This is a genomic window from Pseudomonas lijiangensis (genome assembly GCF_018968705.1).
GTDB lineage: Bacteria > Pseudomonadota > Gammaproteobacteria > Pseudomonadales > Pseudomonadaceae > Aquipseudomonas > Aquipseudomonas lijiangensis.
In genome coordinates, this window is sequence record NZ_CP076668.1 from 1,321,231 (window position 1) to 1,343,161 (window position 21,931).

The 21,931-nt window shown below is 59.7% G+C and carries 16 protein-coding genes; 13 read left to right on the forward strand and 3 right to left on the reverse strand.

What is annotated here, in order from left to right; translation table 11 throughout:
• Positions 1-56 precede the first annotated feature (56 nt).
• Complete coding sequence (locus KQP88_RS05790; RefSeq protein WP_253950594.1) at positions 57-3,581, forward strand: ATP-binding protein; 3,525 nt, start codon at positions 57-59, stop codon at positions 3,579-3,581.
• 85 nt (positions 3,582-3,666) lie between these two features.
• The gene (locus KQP88_RS05795; RefSeq protein ID WP_216705079.1) at positions 3,667-4,944 is read left to right on the forward strand and encodes an EAL domain-containing response regulator; all 1,278 of its coding nucleotides are present in this window, start codon (positions 3,667-3,669) and stop codon (positions 4,942-4,944) included.
• Here the strand turns inward: KQP88_RS05795 and KQP88_RS05800 are convergent.
• Positions 4,917-5,579 carry a response regulator gene (locus KQP88_RS05800; protein ID WP_200993431.1) on the reverse strand — a complete coding sequence of 221 codons (663 nt, stop codon included), beginning with the start codon at positions 5,577-5,579 and terminating at the stop codon, positions 4,917-4,919. The two genes, KQP88_RS05795 and KQP88_RS05800, sit on opposite strands and share 28 nt — an antisense overlap.
• Before the next feature lie 283 nt (positions 5,580-5,862).
• Here KQP88_RS05800 and KQP88_RS05805 point away from each other — a divergent pair, with 283 nt between their 5' ends.
• Positions 5,863-6,141 carry a DUF3509 domain-containing protein gene (locus tag KQP88_RS05805; protein ID WP_200993432.1) on the forward strand — a complete coding sequence of 93 codons (279 nt, stop codon included), beginning with the start codon at positions 5,863-5,865 and terminating at the stop codon, positions 6,139-6,141.
• Positions 6,142-6,327: 186 nt separating this feature from the next.
• Here the strand turns inward: KQP88_RS05805 and KQP88_RS05810 are convergent, their stop codons facing one another.
• A complete protein-coding gene (locus KQP88_RS05810) occupies positions 6,328-7,164 on the reverse strand; it encodes a TIGR02285 family protein (protein WP_374011487.1) in 837 nt (278 codons plus the stop codon).
• Between the two features lie 296 nt (positions 7,165-7,460).
• On the opposite strand from KQP88_RS05810, the gene KQP88_RS05815 reads away from it, so the two are divergent.
• From KQP88_RS05815 to KQP88_RS05825, 3 genes are all read left to right on the forward strand, one after another.
• The gene (locus KQP88_RS05815; RefSeq protein ID WP_025258897.1) at positions 7,461-8,003 is read left to right on the forward strand and encodes a YaeQ family protein; all 543 of its coding nucleotides are present in this window, start codon (positions 7,461-7,463) and stop codon (positions 8,001-8,003) included.
• A 60-nt stretch (positions 8,004-8,063) separates the two neighbouring features.
• Positions 8,064-9,779, forward strand: coding sequence for a single-stranded-DNA-specific exonuclease RecJ (gene recJ / locus KQP88_RS05820; RefSeq protein ID WP_200993434.1), 1,716 nt, complete (start codon positions 8,064-8,066; stop codon positions 9,777-9,779).
• A 91-nt stretch (positions 9,780-9,870) separates the two neighbouring features.
• On the forward strand, positions 9,871-10,977 hold the full coding sequence (locus KQP88_RS05825; protein WP_216705081.1) for an NADH:flavin oxidoreductase/NADH oxidase: 1,107 nt from the start codon (positions 9,871-9,873) through the stop codon (positions 10,975-10,977).
• Positions 10,978-10,995: 18 nt separating this feature from the next.
• Here KQP88_RS05825 and KQP88_RS05830 read toward each other — a convergent pair whose 3' ends face one another.
• Positions 10,996-13,095 (reverse strand): hybrid sensor histidine kinase/response regulator, encoded by a 2,100-nt coding sequence (locus KQP88_RS05830; protein ID WP_216705082.1) that lies wholly within the window; start codon positions 13,093-13,095, stop codon positions 10,996-10,998.
• Positions 13,096-13,378: 283 nt separating this feature from the next.
• On the opposite strand from KQP88_RS05830, the gene KQP88_RS05835 reads away from it, so the two are divergent.
• The 7 genes from KQP88_RS05835 (at position 13,379) to cheB (ending at position 21,929) form a co-directional block, all read left to right on the forward strand.
• On the forward strand, positions 13,379-14,119 hold the full coding sequence (locus tag KQP88_RS05835) for a tellurite resistance TerB family protein (protein WP_216705083.1): 741 nt from the start codon (positions 13,379-13,381) through the stop codon (positions 14,117-14,119).
• Between the two features lie 260 nt (positions 14,120-14,379).
• The gene (locus KQP88_RS05840) at positions 14,380-16,002 is read left to right on the forward strand and encodes a methyl-accepting chemotaxis protein (protein WP_095067053.1); all 1,623 of its coding nucleotides are present in this window, start codon (positions 14,380-14,382) and stop codon (positions 16,000-16,002) included.
• Between the two features lie 9 nt (positions 16,003-16,011).
• Positions 16,012-16,548: a chemotaxis protein CheW gene (locus KQP88_RS05845; RefSeq protein ID WP_216705084.1), complete on the forward strand. Its 537-nt coding sequence runs from the start codon at positions 16,012-16,014 to the stop codon at positions 16,546-16,548.
• Complete coding sequence (locus KQP88_RS05850) at positions 16,545-17,831, forward strand: CheR family methyltransferase (RefSeq protein WP_216705085.1); 1,287 nt, start codon at positions 16,545-16,547, stop codon at positions 17,829-17,831. Before KQP88_RS05845 ends, KQP88_RS05850 begins: the two co-directional genes overlap by 4 nt.
• Complete coding sequence (locus tag KQP88_RS05855; protein WP_216705086.1) at positions 17,828-18,517, forward strand: chemotaxis protein CheW; 690 nt, start codon at positions 17,828-17,830, stop codon at positions 18,515-18,517. The genes KQP88_RS05850 and KQP88_RS05855 overlap by 4 nt, the downstream gene beginning before the upstream one ends.
• Complete coding sequence (locus tag KQP88_RS05860) at positions 18,514-20,922, forward strand: hybrid sensor histidine kinase/response regulator (protein ID WP_216705087.1); 2,409 nt, start codon at positions 18,514-18,516, stop codon at positions 20,920-20,922. Before KQP88_RS05855 ends, KQP88_RS05860 begins: the two co-directional genes overlap by 4 nt.
• Positions 20,919-21,929 carry a chemotaxis response regulator protein-glutamate methylesterase gene (gene cheB / locus KQP88_RS05865; protein WP_200993439.1) on the forward strand — a complete coding sequence of 337 codons (1,011 nt, stop codon included), beginning with the start codon at positions 20,919-20,921 and terminating at the stop codon, positions 21,927-21,929. The genes KQP88_RS05860 and cheB overlap by 4 nt, the downstream gene beginning before the upstream one ends.
• Positions 21,930-21,931: the final 2 nt, after the last annotated feature.

Sequence of the window (21,931 nt, forward strand, 5' to 3'; positions counted from 1 at the left end):
TCATTGAACGTGCAGGGCGCACGATTTTATTCCTGCTGTTGCTGTGTCTCGGCCAGATGGCGGGTGCAGCACAGAGTCTGCCTTTTACGCTGAGCGCACCTTTTGTGGTGCTGGAGGATCTGCGTCTGGAGGATGCGGATCGCCAGTGGCTGGACCAGCGCAAGGTCTTGCGGGTCGGCATCGCCATTGCCGACTACGAGCCTGTGGATATCACCAGCGACCGTAATCGCTATCAGGGCATCAGCGCCGATTACCTGAGTCTGATCGGGGACAAGCTGAACATGCCGATCCAGGTGACCGGTTTTGCCGAGCGCGAGCATGCCATTGCCGCACTGCGCAGCGGCGCCATCGATATTGTTACCAGCGCCAACGGTTTCGAGCGCGGGGTGAAGGGCCTGGAATTCTCCAGCGTCTACATGCCCGATCATTCGGTAGTGGTCACACGAGGCAGTGATCCGGTCCCGTCGCGCAGGCTGGAAGGTAAAAAAGTCGTATTGCTCGACGGATATGCCGACTCGAAAACCGTTCATGCCACCTATCCCGACAGCGAAATCATTATCGCTCCCAACCTCTACAGCGCCCTTGAGGCCTTGAGCCAGGGTGAGGTCGACGCCTTTATCGGCAATGAAGTGATCGTGCGTTCCTACAATGCCTTGCGGCCTTACCTGGGCTTGCAGGTCAAGTTCGAAAGCGCATTGCCGTCAGTAGGTTTTGCGTTTGCCGTGCGCCAGGACGAACAGCGGTTGTTGAGTCTGATAAACCGGGCATTGAGCAGTCTCGACCCCTCCGTGGGGCGTGAAGTATTGGGGCGATGGACCCAGGGGCTGGGAGCCGATGTGGTCGGGCAACGTATCACGCTCTCTGGCGCGGAAAGACGCTGGGTTGCCAAGCACCCCAGCGTAACGGTCTCGACCACCCAGCATCCGCCCTATATCTACAAGGACAACAACGGCAATTGGGTCGGCCTCAATATCGATGTGCTGGCGCGCATCTCGCGCATGACCGGCCTGCAGTTCGTTCACAAGGAAGTGCCCTCAACCCAGGAAAGCATTGAGGTGTTGAAGGCCGCAGAGGCCGAGATGAATACAACCCTGGCCGAAAATGCCGAGCGCAGGCAGTTTCTGGATTTCACCTATTCGTTCGGTGGCAATAGCTGGGTCTTTGTGGTGCGCTCCGACAGCTCTTCGCAAGTGTCCCTCAGCAGCCTGTCCGGGCGAGTACTGGCATTGCCAGCCAGGCATGCGCTGGAGGAGGAGATCCAGCGCAATTTCCCGAACATCCAGCTTCGACGGGTCCCCACTTATGCCGATGCACGCAAGCTGGTGGAAACCGGGCAGGCCGATGCCACGATCCAGAACGAAGCGGGTGCCTATCTCTTTCCGCCCGGCAGTTTGAAAGTGGCGCGCGGTGTCGACGGCAAATGGTCTCCCGATCAGTTTTCGGTGATCAAGTCGCAACCCGAATTGCTCAGCATCCTGAACAAGGCACTGGAGGCGTTTCCGGTAGCCGAGATGCGCTCCATCCGCATGAAGTGGCTGGGCTCTGTCCTGCCTCAGCCGTCGATCTGGAGCCGGATTCCACAATGGGTGTTCTGGTGGGTGATGCTTGCCCTGTTGCTCGGTGTGGTATCTCTGGCATGGAGCAGCCGCCTCAAGGTACAGATTCGCCAGCGTCTCAAGGCCGAGCGACAGCTCAACGACCAGTTGGCCTTCAAGCATGCGCTGTTCGATGGCATCCCCAATCCTATTTATGTCCGCGACCTCAAGGGGCGGCTTATCTCCTGCAACCGCAGCTATGAAGAAAGCTTCGGGATCAGCTTCGAGCAAATGAACGGTCGCCGCCTGATCGATATCGACCTGATTCCACGTTCGGTGTCCGAGCAGATGCATGCCGACTATCTCAGGCTTCTGGAAACCAGGTGCCCGATATTCGCCGACAGGACCATGGAGCTGTCTGGCAGGCAGGTCGATGCATGGCACTGGACCGTTCCTTTCTTTGGTGCCGATGGTCAGTTGCAGGGACTGCTGGGTGGCTGGGTCGATATCACTGAGCGCAAACGGCTGGAGGCGAGGCTTGAGGAAGCGCTTCGCCATGCGGATCAGGCCAGTGAAGCCAAGAGTGCTTTTCTGGCCAGCATGAGTCACGAGATTCGTACGCCCATGGGCGCCATCATCGGTCTGCTGGAGCTGGAGTGTGAACAGGCATTGCGCCGTGGCGAGACGCCTTCTCAAGGTGTGCAGGTGGCGTGTCGGTCGGCCAGGGAGCTTGTCGCCCTGATTGGCGACAGCCTTGATCTGGCGAGGATCGAGGCGGGCGGTATGCAACTGTCGCTGTCCGTGACCGGGCTTCACTCGTTTTTCGAAGGCATTGTTCAACTGTTCTCGGCCCAGGCCGCGCAGAAAGGCATAGCGCTGAAACTGGAGTTTGCAGAACAGGCCCATGGCGACTACTGGCTCGACCCGTTACGTCTGCGCCAGGTGATGCACAACGTGCTGGGCAATGCCCTGAAATTCACACAGCAGGGTTCGGTGGTGATTACCGTCGGCGTGCTTGAAGAACACGGCGAGTCGTCGCGAATCCACATCAGCGTCCAGGACAGCGGGACAGGTATCGATCCCCATCGCCAGGAGCAGATCTTCCAGCCCTTCATTCAGGCCAGTGACGATATTGCAGCCCGCTACGGCGGCACCGGGCTGGGGTTGAGCATCTGCCGACAGCTTGTGGAACTGATGAATGGCGACATCAGCCTGCACAGTGAACCGGGGCAGGGCACCCGAGTGACCGTCAATGTGCCCCTTGCCAGAGTGAAACGCCTGACGAGTGTGCAGAGTGAGCCCCGCCAGCAAGGCCGCAGTGTGGGGGAGCGGAGTCTGCATCTGCTGGTGGTAGACGATATGTCAGCCAATCGTCTGGTGCTGACCCAGCAACTGGAGTTTCTCGGCCATCAGGTCGTACCCGCCGAAGGCGGTGCCCAGGCTCTGACTCTGTGGCGCGAGGGCGCATTCGATGCGGTCATCACGGACTGCAACATGCCGGGCATTACCGGCTACGCACTGACTGAAGCTATCCGCACTATCGAAGGGCAGGAAAAGCGTGCACGTTGTCCGGTCATTGGCTGTACGGCCAATGCGATGACGGACGAAGGTGAGCGCTGCAGGCGCATCGGCATGGATGGGTTGCTGGTCAAGCCGCTGTCTCTGGAGCGATTGTCGATGAAGCTGGCAGAGGTTGTCCGCGAGCAGACATTCGATATCCATACCTTGCGGCGCATGACCCAGGCCAATGATGAGCAGATACAGCGCCTGCTGGGAGAGTTATGGAAAAACCTGCGTCATGAGCGTGAGGTCATGCAGCCTGCGGTCGGTGCCCATGACTGGAAGACCCTGAGTGCTTCGCTTCATCGCCTGAAGGGCGCCGCCTGTCTTGTGGATGCCGTACCGCTGGCCAAGGCCTGCGCCTCGCTCGACGCCAGTGTGAAGAGTGAGTCCGGTTCGACCTTGAGCGAACACTGGCCGGTGCTGGATGCATCCATCGAAAACCTGCGAGCGGATATTGAATTGCAGTTGGTGCAGGTGCCCTGATTTTTAGGACTTGTCTTATGGGGCACGTGCGATCGGCCCTCTAGAGTAAGGTCACTTTCACCTCGATGTGATCTGGAAAATGACCATGCGCGCTCTCAAAGTTCTGATCCTTGAAGACAACCCTTTTCAATTGATGGCTCTGCATCAGATGCTCAATGCCAATCAGGTGTTCCAGGTGTTGGCCGCAGACAGCGTCGAAGCGGCCCGGCAGTCGTTGCTCAATCGGGGAGGGGTCGATATCGCCATCTGTGATCTGCAGATGGATGGTGCGGATGGCCTGGATTTGATCGCTCATCTGGCTCGAAGTGGCCAGGCCCGTGCGCTGATCATTCTCAGCAGTGCTTCGAAGTCGGTGCTCGATGGCGTGGTTCAATTGGCCCGCAGCCAGGGGCTTGAGGTATTGGGAGGCTTGCAGAAGCCGGCTTCGGCAGCCCGGTTGTACGATTTGCTCCAGGCATATGGGCACTTGCCCCACACTCCGGCTCAAGGTGCATCGAAGCCTCAACATGTTTTCTGTGCCGGGCAATTGCTTGGTCCGCAAGCCGGCGATGGCAACCTGGATACGCTGTCACTGGCCGAGCAGTGGTTCGCCTACTTTCAACCCAAGGTCAGTCTCGATGGTGATGTGCTGGGCGTCGAGGCGCTTGTCCGCTGGCAGCATCCCGTGCATGGCCTGTTGGCACCCGGCAGTTTCATGTCGGTGATTGAAAGCGAAGGACTGGTCGTGTCGTTGACCTGGCGAGTGCTTGAACTGGCTTTGCAATTGTCTGCCGATGTCAGGTTCCGGGAGGGTGAGGCGTTGCCAGTGGCCGTGAATATTGCACCGCAGGTACTCGAGCAGACGGACTTTGCTACGCGAATCACAGGGCTTCTGGCCCTGTATGAGCTACCGGCAAGCATCCTGACCCTGGAAGTGCTCGAGCATGACGCCATGGAACCTCAGGACTGGCAACTTGAGGCGCTGCTGCGTTTGCGCATGCTGGGCTGCAAGTTGTCCATCGATGACTTCGGGATGGGAGCATCGAACATCCAGCGTCTGTTACAGCTCCCGTTCTGTGAGCTGAAAATCCCGACCGAGTTTGTGCGAGGCATGGCGGACGACGCTCGCAAGTCGGCTGTCGTCGCCGGGGCGATGTTCATGGCTCGCCGACTGTCGATGGACGTTGTGGTGGAAGGTGTGGAAACCATCGATGACTTTCACAGCCTGATGGTGCTGGAAACCCCTGCCATTCAGGGCTATTTCATTTCTCGGCCGTTGAGTGCGGCAGACCTGCTGAGCTGGCTTGCCGAGCGCAAGAGGAACAAGCCGCAGGCGGTAGTCCGCAAGACGGCGGGTCAGGACAGTCCATGTTCCTGCAGATAAATGAACAGTGCTGCCTCGTTGCCCAGACCCAGCTTGCGCATGGCGCTGACTTTCTGGGCACTGACGGTCTGCTTGCTGCGGTTCAGTTGCGTGGCAATTTCACCGACGGTGTTTCCGGCTGCAAGCAGGCGAACGACTTCCAGCTCCCTGGGTGACAATTGTTCGAGCGGCTTCAGTCTGTCAGTTCCATGATCCCCGGCCTCCAGCAAAACCCGGTGTACCGAGTCGGCCATGAACACTTCCTGTCGGCGGATACTCCTGATGGCGGCAGGCAACTCGCTCGCCACGCTGGCCTTGCTCAGTAACCCTTTTACATTGAGCGCCAGCATCGCCTGGAACAGTCCCGGATTGCTCAATGTTGTCACCACGATAACCGGCAGTTGCGGGAAGTCGCGATGAATGCGCTGCAGCAGGCGCAGGCCATCGTTCTGCCGTTCGGCAGGCATCATGAAGTCCGTGATCAGCACATCGCATTCATGGTTCTTGAGCATCAGCAGCAGTTCGTTCGGGGTACAGGCCTGTGCCACGACATGGGCGGTGTTTTCCTGCTCGATCACCACACGCAGACCGATCAGAAAGATCGGATGGTCATCGGCCAGGATGATGCGCAGGGGATGATCAGCGGAAGCGTTCAAGGTATTGCTCCATCGGATGGCGGCCAGGGTCATTGCATACGATGTTGCTGCCTGGGTATCGCCTTGATCTACAGGCGTTCTGTAGGATTCTTGAGGTAAGTGGTAGTGAATTTTCCTATAGCTATTGAGCCGATCTGAACTCCGGTTTTTTCCCTGTCATATTCCACAGGCATGCTCGGTCATCTGAGCCATCCAATGAACCTCGCAGGCGAAAGAACTTTCCGCGCTTGCCGATGGTCAGTGATAAGCACCTTTGCATTCAAACTGTTGAGTGGTGATCCAGATGGAAAATATCAGCTTACTGCTAAGCGAAGCGCTGGCTCCCTACCAGGTCAGCCTCAGCCCGGAAGGACTGGTAACACTGAGGGATGCGGCAGGTGCCATTGTGATCGAGCGCCGTTTCAGCGCCGATCAACTGGGCGATAAACGCCAGCTCACAGATGTCGTGGATGGACTGCACCGGGATTTGATGGTTGCCGAAGGCCGTATCGAACCTTGCATGATCGCCGCGATGCGCCACGCCGAATCGAGTCGCGGGTTCACCGCGCCGGCTTTTGCCTGAACGAGCCAGGAACCTTCTTCCTTGCGAGCGTTCACATAAATTGTGGCAGGTTCGATCATTGTGCTCCGGTGATCGAAAACCTCCCAGGTGTTTGCCCCGGGCAGTTCTCCCCTCTGTCCGGGGTTTCTTTTGTCTGAAATATATCTGCACATCGGTTTACTGCGCTGAATACATTTCGTACAGCACCTAATTCGTCTCGAAGAAGGCCTTGGCATCCTTTATGTACTGCTCACGCAGCTCGGGGTCCAGCCAGTTTGCATAGAAATTCAACAGGCTGGTTTCGCGCAGCGTGCGCATTTCCCGGTTGATGATTTCCATGGCTTGCCTGCCTTGCGGGGTGTCGGAGCAGCCAATATGGGTGAATTGGTATTTTGGGGTGTCCTTGACCGGCAGGAAGGCCAGTTCTTCCGGTCTTATCCCCTGGACCATGGCCAGGGCGCGGGCTTCTGGCCAATAGCTGATCAGGGCTTGCAGACGTCCCAGTCGCTCCATTTGCAGCAGGCTGCCGACGGCATCGTTGCCATAGTGCTCGTTCAATTCCTGTCTTGGGGTATGGCTGAGAACTTCGTCTATCACGCTCCCGTAACTGCGCTCGGCAACGACACCCAGCTTGATGCTCTTGCTGTCCAGCAGCGCCCGCAGGTCGACATGGCCGTCGGCGATGAACGGCGAGAACAGGTGCATATCATCCTTGCGCACCACCAGCCCGTTGCTGAACACGATATAAGTCGGAATCGAAAACACGATGGTCCTGGCCCGTGCTTCGGTCCACAGCAAGGTGGGATCGCAGGTCAGGTTCGGGTCGTTGAGCATCTGTGTGCCCCGGGCCCGGTTGACCCGCATCAGCACATGTTCGTACTCGGGCATGCGGGCTGTGAGGACCGGCATGAACAGATCGATGGCGCCCTGGCCCTGATAAGGGCCGGAAAACATCGTCACGGGGGGCATGTCCCGCATCAGCCAGATCAATGTCTCTTTGGCCTGGCTGATGGAGGGTAATCCGGATACCACCAGGATCAGCAGCAATCTGGTCAGACGCGATCCTGCAGACGGCGAGGCGAGAAAAGACATTCTCTGGTTTCATCCCGAAAAATAATATTCAAGTGAACGGACCGTGATTGGATCGTTATCGTCACGGTTGCGTCACAAGTGCTTTGAATCCTGACATCAATGTCAACAGAGCCGCTTTTGCTGAAGGCTTAAGTTGCATCAATGTGCGCCATCAGGCCAGTGTATTTTGCGTGCCGGGGCAATGAGGTCGTTCCACGGGCCGGTATCGGTTAGACTTGCGCCTTTTCCCCGACTCTAGAAGCCCGTTCATGGCCCAGCCGTCCACGACCTACAAATTCGAACTGAACCTCACCGATCTTGATCGTGGGGTCTATGAAAGCGTCAAGCAGACAATCGCCCGTCATCCGTCCGAGACTGAAGAACGCATGACCGTGCGTCTGCTTGCCTATGCCTTCTGGTACAACGAGCAATTATCTTTCGGTCGTGGCCTTTCTGAAGTCGACGAACCGGCGCTCTGGGAAAAAAGTCTCGATGACCGTGTCCTGCACTGGATCGAGGTCGGCCAGCCTGACGCCGATCGCCTGACCTGGTGTTCGCGTCGTACCGAGCGCACCAGCCTGCTGGCCTATGGCAGCCTGCGTGTCTGGGAAGGCAAGGTGGTTCCGGCGGTCAAGAACCTGAAGAACGTCAACATCGCGGCTGTGCCGCAGGAAGTCCTGGAGCAACTGGCCAAGGATATGCCACGGGTCATCAAGTGGGATGTGATGATCAGCGAAGGCACTGTGTTCGTGACCGACGATCGCGGCCAGCACGAAGTGCAGTTGCAGTGGCTGGCGGGTGAGCGCGGCTGACAGCCCGGCCTTTAACGTCCCGACCCGATTGTTGAATACACAGAGAATCAGCTGAACCGCATGCGCATCGAACCCCGTCTGTTGCCCGATACACTGCCTTTTCTTGGCGACCTGCCGCCCTTGCTCACCCGGCTGTACGCCGCACGGGGCGTGATGTCCGAGGCTGAACTGGACAAAGGGCTGGCACGCTTGATCCCGTATCAGCAACTCAAGGGCATCGATGCGGCAGTAGAGTTGCTGGTGACAGCGTTGCAGGAGCGCCAGCGTATTCTGATCGTCGGGGATTTCGATGCCGACGGTGCGACGGCCAGTACGGTCGGAGTGCTGGGGCTGCGCCTGTTTGGCGCTGCGCATGTGGATTATCTGGTTCCCAACCGTTTCGAGTACGGCTATGGCCTGACCCCGGAAATCGTCGAAGTAGCCTTGCAACGCGATCCTCAATTGCTGGTCACTGTGGATAACGGCATTTCCAGCGTCGAAGGCGTGGCGGCGGCCAAGGCGGCGGGGCTGAGTGTGCTGGTGACCGATCACCACTTGCCGGGCCATGAACTGCCGCAAGCTGACGCCATCGTCAACCCGAACCAGCCCGGCTGTACGTTCCCCAGCAAGTCACTGGCAGGTGTCGGGGTCATCTTCTACGTGCTGATGGCCCTTCGAGCACGTTTGCGGGCCATCGACTGGTTCAACAGCCAGCAACGTGCCGAGCCCAATCTGGGCGATCTGCTTGATCTTGTGGCTTTGGGCAGCGTGGCCGACGTTGTACCGCTGGACGCCAATAACCGCATTCTGGTGCATCAGGGCCTGATGCGGATTCGCGCCGGTCGTGCCCGGCCGGGGTTGCGGGCCATCCTTGAAGTGGCGCGTCGTGAACCTTCGCGCATCACCTCCACCGATCTGGGCTTCATCCTTGGCCCACGGCTGAATGCGGCGGGTCGTCTGGATGACATGAGCCTGGGGATCGAATGCCTGCTGTGCGATGACCCGGTCCTGGCCCGGGAAATGGCGGTGCAACTGGATGAGCTGAATCAGGATCGCAAATCCATCGAGCAAGGCATGCAGCGCGAGGCACTGGCCCAGCTCAAGGACTTGCCGGTGGAGTCCATGCCGTTCGGGTTATGCCTGTTCGAGCCCGATTGGCACCAGGGCGTCATCGGCATTCTTGCCTCGCGCCTGAAAGAGCGTTACCACCGCCCGACCATTGCCTTCGCCAGTGCAGGGGAGGGCGTGTTGAAAGGCTCGGCTCGCTCGGTACAAGGCTTTCATATTCGCGATGCGCTGGACGCCGTTGCCGCTCGTCACCCGCAACTGATCAGCAAGTTCGGTGGGCACGCCATGGCCGCAGGCCTGTCCCTGCCGGAAGAGAACTTTCCGATGTTTGCCGAAGCCTTCGACCTGGAGGTGCGTCGTCAGCTCAGCGAAGAAGACCTTACCGGGCGGTTGCTCTCGGACGGTACGCTGGCAGTCGAAGAGTTTCATCTGGAGCTGGCGCGGGCACTGCGCAACGCCGGGCCATGGGGTCAGCATTTCCCCGAGCCGCTGTTTCATGGCGTCTTCCAGCTGGTCGAGCAGCGTGTGGTCGGTGAGCGGCACTTGAAAATGGTGCTCAGGACCGAGTGTGGCTCGGTAAAGCTGGATGGCATCGCTTTCGGCGTTGATCGCGACATCTGGCCCAATCCCAACATCCGCTGGGTCGAACTGGCTTACAAACTGGACCTCAACGAGTTTCGCGGCAATGAAACGGTGCAGTTGATGGTGACCCACATAGCACCCCGCTGATCAGCCGGAACCCGGCCACCTTTCACGTTGTCGACTAGTCTCTGTAGACACAAAACAGTCCAGCGCCTGATTTTCAACCTGAGAGGTCGCCATGAGCCTGCTGCTTGAGCCCTACACCCTTCGCCAGCTGAAACTCCCCAACCGCATCGCTGTTTCCCCCATGTGCCAGTATTCCAGTGTCGATGGCCTGGCCAACGACTGGCATCTGGTCCACCTGGGCAGTCGTGCCGTGGGCGGTGCGGGGCTGGTGTTCAGTGAAGCCGTTGCCGTGACCGAAGATGGCCGCATCACGGCACAGGATCTTGGCCTGTGGAACGATGAGCAGATCGAGCCCCTGCAACGCATCACCCGTTTCATCGAGTCCCAGGGCTCGGTGGCAGGTATTCAACTGGCCCACGCCGGACGCAAGGCCAGCACCTGGCGTCCCTGGCTGGGCAAGCATGGCAGCGTGCCCGAGAGTGAAGGTGGCTGGAAACCCCGGGGGCCATCGGCCATTGCCTTTGATCCGCAACACACGGCCCCGGTACAACTGAGCGAAAGCCAGATCCAGGGCTTGATCCAGTCTTTTGTCGACGCCGCCCGTCGTTCCCTGGTCGCGGGTTTCAAGGTGGTCGAGATTCACGCCGCCCACGGCTATCTCCTGCATCAATTCCTTTCGCCACTGAGCAACCAGCGCACCGACCAGTACGGCGGTTCGTTTGAAAACCGTATTCGCCTGACGCTGCAAGTGACCGAAGCCGTGAGGGATGTCTGGCCGCAAGAGTTACCGTTGTTTGTCCGTGTATCGGCCACCGACTGGGTGGAAGACGGCTGGAACCCTGACGAAACGGTGGAGCTGGCGCGTCGCCTGAAGGCACTGGGTGTCGATCTGATCGACGTTTCATCGGGCGGCACGTCGGCCAATGCGGAAATCCCGGTCGGCCCCGGTTACCAGACGCGCTTTGCCGAGCGGGTGCGCAAGGAATCGGAGATTGCCACCGGCACGGTGGGCCTGATCACCGAACCCGCACAGGCCGAGCATATCCTGCGCACCGGTCAGGCCGACATCATCCTGCTGGCGCGTGAGTTGCTGCGCGACCCGTACTGGCCGTTGCATGCCGATGACGATCTGGGCGGACGCAAGGCGGTCTGGCCTGCGCAGTATCAGCGTGCGACCCACCGTGACCAGCCGATCCACGAGTCCGATCTGCGGGACTGATCACTCAGGCACAGGGGCTCAGTCAGGTTCCTGTGCCGCTCCATCCAGCAGTTCAGTGATGCGGTTGCTCAGTGTGGTGATTGCAAACGGCTTGGTCAGCACATGCATTCCCGGTTCAAGCGTGTCCTGCTCCAGGGCGGCGTTCTCGGCGTAACCGGTCACGAACAGCACTTTCAGATCCGGACGCACCGTCCTGGCCGCATCCGCCACCTGGCGGCCATTCATGCCGCCGGGCAAGCCGACATCGGTGATCAGCAAATCAATGGTTACCCTGGATTGCAGAATCACCAGGGCCGCAGCTCCATGCTCGGCTTCCAGGACGTTGTAGCCCTGTTCTTCGAGCACTTCGCTCATCAGCGCGCGCACGGCCGGTTCGTCGTCCACCACCAGGATGGTTTCGCCGCCTGCGCTCGGAGCGAGTGGAATATCGAGGCTGCTGTCATGTTCGACCGGCTCGCTGTCGCCAAGGAACTGCGGCAGAAGAATGCAGATCTTCGAGCCTTTCCCGGGCCGGGAATCAATGCTGACGCCGCCGCCGGATTGCCGGGCAAAACCATAGATCATCGACAGGCCAAGACCCGTGCCCATGCCGATGGGCTTGGTTGTAAAGAACGGATCGAATGCCCTGGCGACCACTTCTTCAGTCATCCCGGTACCGTTATCGCTGACACAGAGCGCCACGTAATGCCCCGCGACCATCTCGTACCTGGCTGCTGTCGGATCATCCAGATAGCGATTGGCAGTTTCGATCTTCAGCGTGCCGCCGTCCGGCATGGCATCCCTGGCATTGATGCACAGGTTGAGCAGCGAGTTTTCCAGTTGATGGGGGTCAACCATGGTCGACCACAGGTCGTGGGTGCGCAGGACCTGCATGTCGATGGCCGGTCCGACGGTGCGGTTGATCAGTTCTTCCATGCCCGCGACCAGTTGATCGACATGGGTGGCTTTCGGCGCCAGGGTCTGGCGCCGTGAGAATGCCAGCAGCCGATGGGTGAGGGCAGCAGCACGTCTCGAACCTTCAAGGGCGCTGGAGATATAGCGGCCCAGGTCTGTGCGGCCCTGATTCACCCGTGACTGGAGCAGTTCGATATTGCCGGTGATGCCCATCAACAGGTTATTGAAGTCATGGGCCAGGCCGCCGGTAAGTTGCCCGACAGCCTCCATTTTCTGTGACTGGCGCAGGGCCTCTTCGGCAATGCGCAGGGCTTCGGAGTGCAGTTTCTCATGGGTAATGTGCTTGCCCAGTGCGAAAACCAGACCGCCGCCCGGCGCAGAGGTCCAGCCGATCCAGCGATAACTGCCGTCCTTGTGCATGTAACGGTTTTCAAACAATGGCAGCACATTGCCGATGGCGTGTCGCAGGGCATCCTGGGTTCTGGCTATATCGTCAGGATGAACCAGATCCAGAATCGAGTGCCCGATCAACTCTCGGGGCTCTCGACCCAGCACTGCGCACCACGCTGGATTTACCCGCAGGAAATGCCCCTTGAAGTCGACCATCGCCAGCAGGTCCGGGGAGATATCCCAGAAGGTATTCAGCTCGGCAGTCCGCTGTTCGAGCTTGGCGGTCTGCTGCTTTTCCAGTTCGATCAGGTCGTCGATCAGTTGCTGTCGTTTCTGCTCGCTGGATTCCAGTGCCTGTTTGTCCAGGACATAGCGGGTGGTTTCCTTGGTGATGCAGAACATTCCGACGGTCACGCCGTGCTCATCGATCAGCGGAGAAAAGGAAAACGACCACCAGGTCTGTTCGGTCTCGCCATAGCGAGCCATGGTCAGCGGCATGTCCTTGTACTGGCAGGTCTTGCCGGCAAGAGCGTCTTGCACCATGGGTGCGACCTGGTCCCAGACATCGGCCCACAGTTTCGTGGCGTGCGCGCCGATGGCATTGTCCTTGCGCGGCCCGAGAATCGGCGTGTAGGTGTCGTTATGGAAAAAGATCAGCTCCGGTCCCCAGAGCAGATACATCGACTCCGGTGAGTTCAGGATCAGATTCAGCGCGGTTTTCAGTGAGGCAGGCCACTGTTCTACCGGCCCCAGAGACGTCTGGCTCCAGTCCTTGTTTCTTATCGTCCGGGCCGTTTCGCTCATGCCCGCTGGAAAACCAATGCTTGACGTCACTTCAGGCAAGCTCCGGTAAAGCAGCACGGATGGGATGGCGTATTCATGAGGTGTCTGGAATCTATTATCGATGCGCCCGGATGGGCGCGTGATATCTCTGGGGGAATTGACCTTGGAAACGGGTCAGGGTTGCACAGGTTGCGGGTTAACTTTTCAGTAATGAAGCGATTGCCCGGGCCGCATCATCTGCAACATTCAGATGCACACCTTGAATCACCCTTGTGAGACTTCCCATTAACCTGCGTGTCAATGAATTATCTGACTAGACCTGTGGAGGTTTCTCATGAATACGCGTGGTTTGCTTGACCAGTTGCTCAAGTCTGGACAAAACATGTTGCAAGACAAGGTAAGCGGCAAATCCGGCAAGCGTTCATCCGGCAGCGACGCACTGGTAAACGGACTGGGCAGCCTGCTTTCGGGCTCCAAGTCCGGAGGCAAGAGCGGCGGGCTGGGGAGTTTGCTGTCCGGTGCGGGCGGCGGTGCGCTGGCGGCCGGTGCCATGAGCCTGCTCAAGGGCAAGCGCTCCGGGATGGGCGGCAAAGTATTGACCTATGGCGGTCTGGCCGCGCTGGGCGTATTGGCCTACAAGGCTTACAGCAACTGGCAGGCCAGTCAGGGCGTGACTGCCCAGCGGGAGCCCCAGACCATCGACCGCTTGCCCGAGTCTCAGGCCGAAGAACACAGCCAGGCCATCCTGCGGGCTCTGGTGGCGGCAGCCAAGGCTGACGGCCATGTCGACGAGCGTGAGCGCGAACTCATCGAAGGCGAGTTCAGCAAGCTGAGCAACGACCACGAATTGCAACACTGGCTGCACGCCGAACTGCACAAGCCGCTTGATCCTTCGGAAGTGGCACGAGCGGCAAAAACACCGGAAATGGCGGCCGAGATGTATATCGCCAGCGTGATTCTGGTGGATCAGGAACACTTCATGGAAAGGGCCTACCTTGACGAACTGGCACGTCAGTTGAAGCTGGCTCCGGGCCTCAAGTCCGAGCTGGAAGAGCAGGTGCGTCAGGCTCAGTAAAAATGGCTGAACAGAGGCGAGGGCTATGTCACTGTCGATAGCCCTCCGGATGACAACGCTTACTTGATACCCGTAATAAACGCACCTCTCCCGTCCGCAGGTTTTCTGAACTAACCCGCCAATATCGCCACTTTCAATTTCCTTTCCTTGCAACACGCTAATACACAAAAGCCTGGGCTATACTCAGGCCGCTTGGACCGTCTGTCGGTCCGCTTCTTGAACACGGCCAGATGCCGTTGTTGAACTCTTGAGGACTGACTGTGAAGAACTGGACTCTGCGCCAAAGGATTTTGGCGAGTTTTGCCGTCATCATCGCGATCATGCTGTTGATGGTGGTTGTGTCTTACTCGCGCTTGTTGTCGATTGAGTCCAGCGAGGAACAGGTCCGCCTCGATGCGCTTCCAGGCGTCTATTACAGCACCCTGGTGCGCAGTTCCTGGGGCGAAAGCTACATTCGTACTCTGGAGCTGATCGGTGAAGGCAAGGCTCGACCTCTGACCAAGCAGGAACAGGCCCAGTTCGAAGGGTTTGAAGATAATCTTCAGGTTCAGATCGACGGTTACAAGAAATCCATTTTCGACGACGCCGAGAGGGCCAACTTTGCCCTGTTCGAAAAGCGGCGCGAAATCTATAGCCGCATGCTCAAGGAAGTTCATGCTTCCTATGGAATGGGCGACTATGCCAAGGCGCGTGCCGAGTTCTACGAGCAGGTGAATCCGGTCTGGAGCGATGGCCGCAAACAGCTCAACGATATCATCGTCGCCAACAAGCTATTGGCCGACAAGGCGACCGAGAACATTGTCACTGCCGTTCTGGGTGCCAAGATCAGCATGGTCTTTTCCCTGCTGATCGCGCTCATTGCAGCGGCTTCGTGCGGTCTGCTGCTGATGCGCTCTATCACCGCGCCCATGCAGCTCATCGTGAAAATCCTCGACGTCATGCGTACCGGTGACTTGAGTTCGCGTCTGAATCTGGCGCGCAAGGATGAGTTCAACGCGGTGGAAACCGGCTTCAACGACATGATGACCGAACTGACCGCACTGGTTGCCCAGGCGCAGCGTTCCTCGGTTCAGGTCACCACTTCCGTGACCGAAATTGCTGCCACTTCCCGCCAGCAACAGGCTACCGCCACTGAAACCGCAGCCACGACCACTGAAATCGGCGCCACCTCCCGTGAAATCGCCGCCACTTCCCGTGATCTGGTGCGCACCATGACGGAAGTGACCTCTGCCGCCGATCAGGCTTCGGTCCTGGCAGGCTCCGGCCAGCAAGGGCTGGCGCGCATGGAAGACACCATGCATCAGGTGATGGGCGCGGCCAATCTGGTCAACTCCAAGCTGGCGATCCTCAACGAGAAGGCCGGCAACATCAACCAGGTGGTGGTGACCATCGTCAAGGTCGCCGACCAGACCAACCTGTTGTCGCTCAATGCCGCCATCGAGGCCGAGAAGGCCGGTGAATACGGTCGCGGTTTCGCGGTGGTTGCCACTGAAGTGCGCCGTCTGGCCGACCAGACGGCCGTTGCGACCTACGACATCGAGCAGATGGTTCGCGAAATCCAGTCAGCGGTTTCCGCGGGCGTGATGGGTATGGACAAGTTCTCCGAAGAAGTGCGCCGCGGCATGTTCGAAGTCACTCAGGTGGGCGAGCAGCTTTCGCAGATCATTCATCAGGTCCAGGCCCTGGCACCGCGTGTGCTGATGGTCAACGAGGGGATGCAGGCCCAGGCCACGGGCGCGGAGCAGATCAATCAGGCCCTGGTGCAACTGGCCGATGCCAGCAGCCAGACTGTCGACTCATTGCGTCAAGCCAGCTTTGCCATCGACGAGTTGAGTCAGGTCGCGGTAGGGCTGCGCAGTGGCGTCTCGCGTTTCAAAGTCTGAGTCCGGGTCATGATGGATCTCTCACCCAAACGCCAGGGCCCTGCGCCGGTCGCGAACAAGCTGTTTCTGTTGTTCCGCATCGGCGAGGAGCGTTACGCGCTGGAGGCCATCGAGATCTCCGAAATCCTGCCGCGCGTGAAACTGAAGGCTATCGCTCACGTGCCCCATTGGGTGGCGGGGATCTTCGCCCACCGTGGCGAAATCGTGCCGGTCATCGACATCAGCGCCCTGAGTTCCGGGCAGGCGGCACCTGCACGCACCAGTACCCGCATGGTGCTGGTGCATTATCGTCATGACGATGCGCACCCGGCACAGTTGCTCGGGCTTATCCTGGAGCAGGCGACCGAGACCTTGCGTTGCCCGGCTTCGGAGTTCAAGGAGTACGGCCTGGAAAACCGTCTGGCACCTTATCTGGGGCCGGTTCGGGAGGACGAGCAGGGACTGTTGCAATGGATTCACGTTCAGGAGCTGTTGACCGAGCCCGTGCGTGAACTGCTGTACCCCATACCTCCGCTTGATCTGGAGCTTCTTGAGGATGCGCCATGAGTGATGACTCGCGCTTTTTCAGTTTTCTCAAGGATCGCATTGGTCTGGATGTCACCTCTGTGGGCGAGGCTATCATTGTGCGAGCGCTGCGCCAGCGCTCTCAGAACACCACTGCTGCAGACGATGAAGCCTATTGGCAGTTACTGCTGAGTTCGCCTGACGAGCAGCAGGCCCTGATCGAAGCGGTCATCGTCCCGGAAACCTGGTTCTTCCGTTACCCCGAGTCCTTCCTGACCCTGGGCAAGCTGTCATCGGAGCGCCTGATGACGCTCAAGAACTCAAGGCCACTGCGTATTCTCAGTTTGCCGTGCTCGACCGGCGAGGAGCCTTACTCCATTGCCATGGCGCTGTTCGATGCCAACATCGGCGCGCAGCATTTCAAGATCGACGCCATCGATATCAGCCCCCTGTCGATTCAAAAGGCCGTTCGCGGCATCTATGGCAAGAACTCGTTCCGTGGCACTGATCTGGGCTTTCGCGACCGGCATTTCAAGCCAGTGGAAGAGGGTTATCAGGTTGAGGACCGGGTACGTGCGCAGGTTAACTTCAAGGCCGGCAATCTGCTGGACCCGGCTCTGGCGACTCAGGAACCCTACGATTTTGTGTTCTGTCGCAATCTGGTGATCTATTTCGATCAGGCCACGCAACGTCATGTATTCAAGGTGCTCAAGCGTCTGACCCGTGAAGACGGCGTGTTATTCATAGGTCCCGCCGAGGGTAATCTGCTGAGCCGGGTCGGCATGCGCTCTGCCGGTATCGCGCAATCGTTCGCCTTCAGGCATGCGCCCGGCCAGGACGCCAGTGCGCCAGTACTGGCCGAGCCTGTTCCGATTGCCCGTAGCGTCGCGCCACCGGTTCGCGAGCCTGCCCGGCCCGCGCCACGGCCTTTCGCACCTGCGCCTGCACCAGCCAGTCCGCCCGTTCCTTCCCGGCCAGCGCCCGCTGCCACCGGTGGCGACGATGCCGCGACCCAACTGGCGACCATTGCCAGTCTGGCCAACGAGGGCAAAAGCGTGGAAGCGCGTGCGGCCTGCGAGCGTTATCTGCAGCGGCACGAGCCGGTGGCGCAGGTGTTCTACTGGCTGGGGCTGCTCAGCGAAGTGGAGGGCAGTGTGGCGCAGGCTCAGGGTTTCTATCGCAAGGCGCTGTATTTGCAGCCGCAGCATCCTGAGTCCCTGGCACAACTGGCTGCCTTGCTGGCCTCGCAAGGGGACAGTGCCGGTGCCCGCCGCCTGCAGGAACGTGCCACCCGTGGCGCCAATAAACAAGGAAGCAATCGATGACGGGGCTGTCCACTCTTGCGAGTCTGACTCACGACGACGCCCAGGCCATCGATGACTGCTGGAACCGCATCGGTGTTCATGGTGACCGTTCCTGTCCGGTATTGCCGGAGCACATTCATTGCCGCAACTGTGCGGTGTACTCCGCTGCCGCCACTCGCCTGCTCGATCGCTATTCCCTGCTTCAGGAGCATCGCGACCAGTTTCAGGGCAGCCAGCTGCAGCGTGATGTCCAGACTCGCTCGATCCTGGTCTTTCGCCTGGGTGATGAGTGGCTCGGGCTGGCGACCCGCAGTCTGGCGGAAGTCGCGCCCGATCAGGCCATCCATTCGTTGCCCCATCAGCGTTCCCGTGCGCTGCTGGGGGTGGCCAATGTGCGTGGCGCCCTGGTGGCATGCATTTCTCTGGTCGAACTGCTGGGGCTCGACAGCGGTTCGGTGCTGGCCACCAGCGGGCGTGTTGTACCGCGCATGCTGATCATCGCCGCACAAGGCGGCCCGGTGGTGGTGCCGGTGGATGAAGTCGATGGCATTCACGCCATGGAAGAGCGCCATCTGAATGCGGCGTCGGCTTCCGGCACGCATGCCAATGCACGATTTACTCGTGGTGTCCTGCAATGGAAGGGTCGCAGTCTGCGTTTGCTCGATGAAGATGAGTTGTTGGCGGCGATCAACCGGAGCCTGACATGACCCCCGATCAAATGCGCGACGCCTCACTGTTCGAGCTGTTCACCCTGGAAGCCGAAGCCCAGACCCAGGTGCTGAGTGCCGGCCTTCTGGAGCTGGAGCGCAATCCGACCCTGGCCGACCAACTGGAAGCCTGCATGCGCGCCGCCCACTCCCTCAAGGGCGCGGCGCGGATCGTCGGGGTCAATTACGGCGTCAGCGTGGCCCATGTCATGGAGGATTGTCTGGTCAGCGCCCAGGAAGGGCGGCTGCTGCTCCAGGCCGAACACATCGACGCCTTGCTCTCGGGCACCGACCTGTTGATGCGCATTGCCACGCCGACTGACAGCAGCATCGGGCAGAGCGATATCGACAGCTATGTCGAACGAGTGAATGCACTGCTGGCTTCCGGAGCCGGAGCGCCGCGCCAGGTCAACGTTACCTTGCCTGACCTGCTGCCTGATGCATTGCCAGAGCCGTTAGCCGATCCATTGAAAGACAGCGATATGCCGCTGATCGAGCCGCTGCTGGTGCCGACACCGGGCAGCAATCCGTCATCCCTCGATGCGCTGGCTGCCGCTCTGCGTCTCGAACCGCCGCCGCCCCCCGAGCCTGTGGCGGTCGAGCCTGAGCCCACGCCAGCGCCTGCCGCGACACGCGAGCGCCGGGTGTCCGATGGCGGCGAGCGGGTCTTGCGGGTCACCGCCGAACGGCTCAATGGCCTGCTGGATCTGTCGAGCAAGGCGCTGGTGGAAACCCAGCGCATGAAACCCTTGCAGGCCGGCATGCAGCGCCTCAAGCGCCTGCAGGTCAGCAGCGACAGGGCCCTGGAAGTGCTTGGGGCATGTTTTGGCGATGCGGGTCTGGAACCTGACGCACAGAAAGCTCTGGATGATGCCCGCGATTTTCTGTCCCAGGCTCAACAGATGCTGATCCAGCAGGCCGCCGAACTGGATGAGTTCGGCTGGCAGTCGGGGCAGCGAGCGCAGTTGCTGTATGACACTGCTCTGGCCTGCCGGATGCGCCCGTTTGCCGATGTGCTCACTGGTCAGGCGCGCATGGTTCGCGATCTGGGGCGTGAGCTGGGCAAGCAGGTTCGTCTGAAAATCGAGGGCGAAAAGACTCAGGTCGACCGTGATGTGCTTGAAAAGCTGGAAGCGCCCCTGACCCATCTGCTGCGTAATGCCGTGGACCACGGCATCGAATCTCCCGAGCGACGCAAGGAGCTGGGCAAAGACCCGGAAGGGCAGATTCTTCTGCGCGCCTCTCATGAGGCAGGCCTGCTGGTTGTGCAGCTCAGCGACGATGGCAATGGCGTGGATCTCGAACGTCTGCGCAGCAATATCATCGAGCGCAAACTGTCGCCAGCCGAAACCGCGGCGCAGTTGAGCGAAGAGGAACTGCTGAGCTTCCTGTTCCTGCCGGGCTTCAGCATGCGGGACAAGGTCACGCAAATTTCCGGTCGTGGCGTAGGCCTGGACGCCGTGCAGCACATGGTTCGCCAGATGCACGGCAGTGTCGAGTTGCGGCAATGGGCCGGTGAAGGCAGTTGCTTCCGCATCGAAATGCCACTGACGCTTTCGGTCGTGCGCAGTCTGGTGGTGGAGGTGGGCGGCGAAGCCTATGCCTTCCCGCTGGCGCATATCGAACGCATGCGTGATCTGCAGCCCGAAGATATCGTGCAACTGGAAGGGCGCCAGCATTTCTGGCATGAAGACCGCCATGTCGGCCTGGTTTCTGCCAGCCAGTTATTGAACCGTCCTCAGTCACAGCGCAGCGATGAGGCGCTCAAGGTGGTGGTGATTCGCGAGCGTGATGCCGTCTACGGCGTTGCGGTGGAGCGGTTCATTGGCGAGCGCACGCTGGTGGTCATGCCCCTTGATGCCCGCCTGGGCAAGGTTCAGGATGTGTCCGCTGGCGCTTTGCTCGACGATGGCTCGGTGGTGCTGATCATCGATGTCGAAGATTTGCTGCGCTCGGTAGAGAAACTGCTCAATACCGGGCGCCTGGAGCGCATAGACCGGCGTAACCGTCAGGTCGACCATGTGGCGCGCAAGCGTGTACTGGTGGTCGATGACTCGTTGACGGTCCGTGAGCTGGAGCGCAAGTTGCTGGTCGGCCGCGGTTATGAAGTGGCGGTTGCCGTTGATGGCATGGATGGCTGGAATGCCTTGCGTGCCGAGGACTTTGATCTGCTGATCACCGACATCGACATGCCGCGCATGGACGGCATCGAACTGGTGACCCTGGTGCGTCGGGATACTCGGTTGCAATCTCTGCCAGTGATGGTGGTTTCCTACAAGGATCGTGAAGAAGACCGGCGCCGTGGCCTGGATGCGGGCGCCGACTATTATCTGGCCAAGGCCAGCTTCCACGACGATGCCTTGCTTGATGCCGTCGCTGAATTGATAGGGGATGCTCAAGAATGAAGATCGCCATCGTCAATGACATGCCCATGGCCGTAGAAGCCTTGCGCCGGGCAGTGGCATTCGAGCCTGAACATCAGATCGCCTGGGTGGCCGGCAATGGTGCCGAAGCGGTTCGGCTTTGCGCCGAGCAGACGCCGGATCTGATCCTGATGGACCTGATCATGCCGGTCATGGACGGGGTCGAGGCCACGCGCCAGATCATGGCCGAAACACCCTGCGCTATCGTTCTTGTGACTGTTGACCGTGAGCAGAACGTCCACCGTGTGTTCGAGGCCATGGGCCATGGCGCACTGGATGTGGTGGATACCCCTGCTATCGGTGCAGGTAACCCGCGGGAAGCCGCCGCGCCACTGCTGCGCAAGATATTGAATATCGGCTGGCTGATCGGCCAGCGCGCACCTCGTGAGCGAACGGCGCCACCGTCGTTGCGCCAGACCGCCATGCGTCAGGGGCTGGTTGCCATCGGCTCGTCGGCCGGAGGCCCGGCGGCGCTGGAAATTCTATTGAAAGGGCTGCCGGCGAGTTTTCCGGCGGCTATCGTCCTGGTGCAGCATGTGGACCAGGTATTTGCTGCGGGTATGGCCGACTGGCTGTGTACAGCGTCGGGGTTGCCGGTGCGTCTGGCCCGGGAGGGAGAGCCGCCGCAACGCGGTCAGGTGCTTCTGGCAGGGACCAACCACCATATCCGCTTGTTGAAGGATGGTACGCTGGCTTATACGGCTGAACCTGTAAACGAAATCTACAGGCCTTCTATCGATGTTTTCTTCGAGAGTGTGGCCCGCTACTGGAATGGTGATGCAGTGGGTGTTTTATTGACCGGCATGGGTCGAGATGGAGCTCAAGGGCTTAAATTGATGCGCGAGCAGGGCTTTCTGACCATCGCTCAGGATCAGGCCAGTTCTGCTGTCTACGGCATGCCAAAGGCTGCCGCTGCAATTGATGCTGCCGTCGAAATCCGGCCATTGCAGACTATCGCGCCTCGCCTGACCGAGGTATTCGCCCAATGACT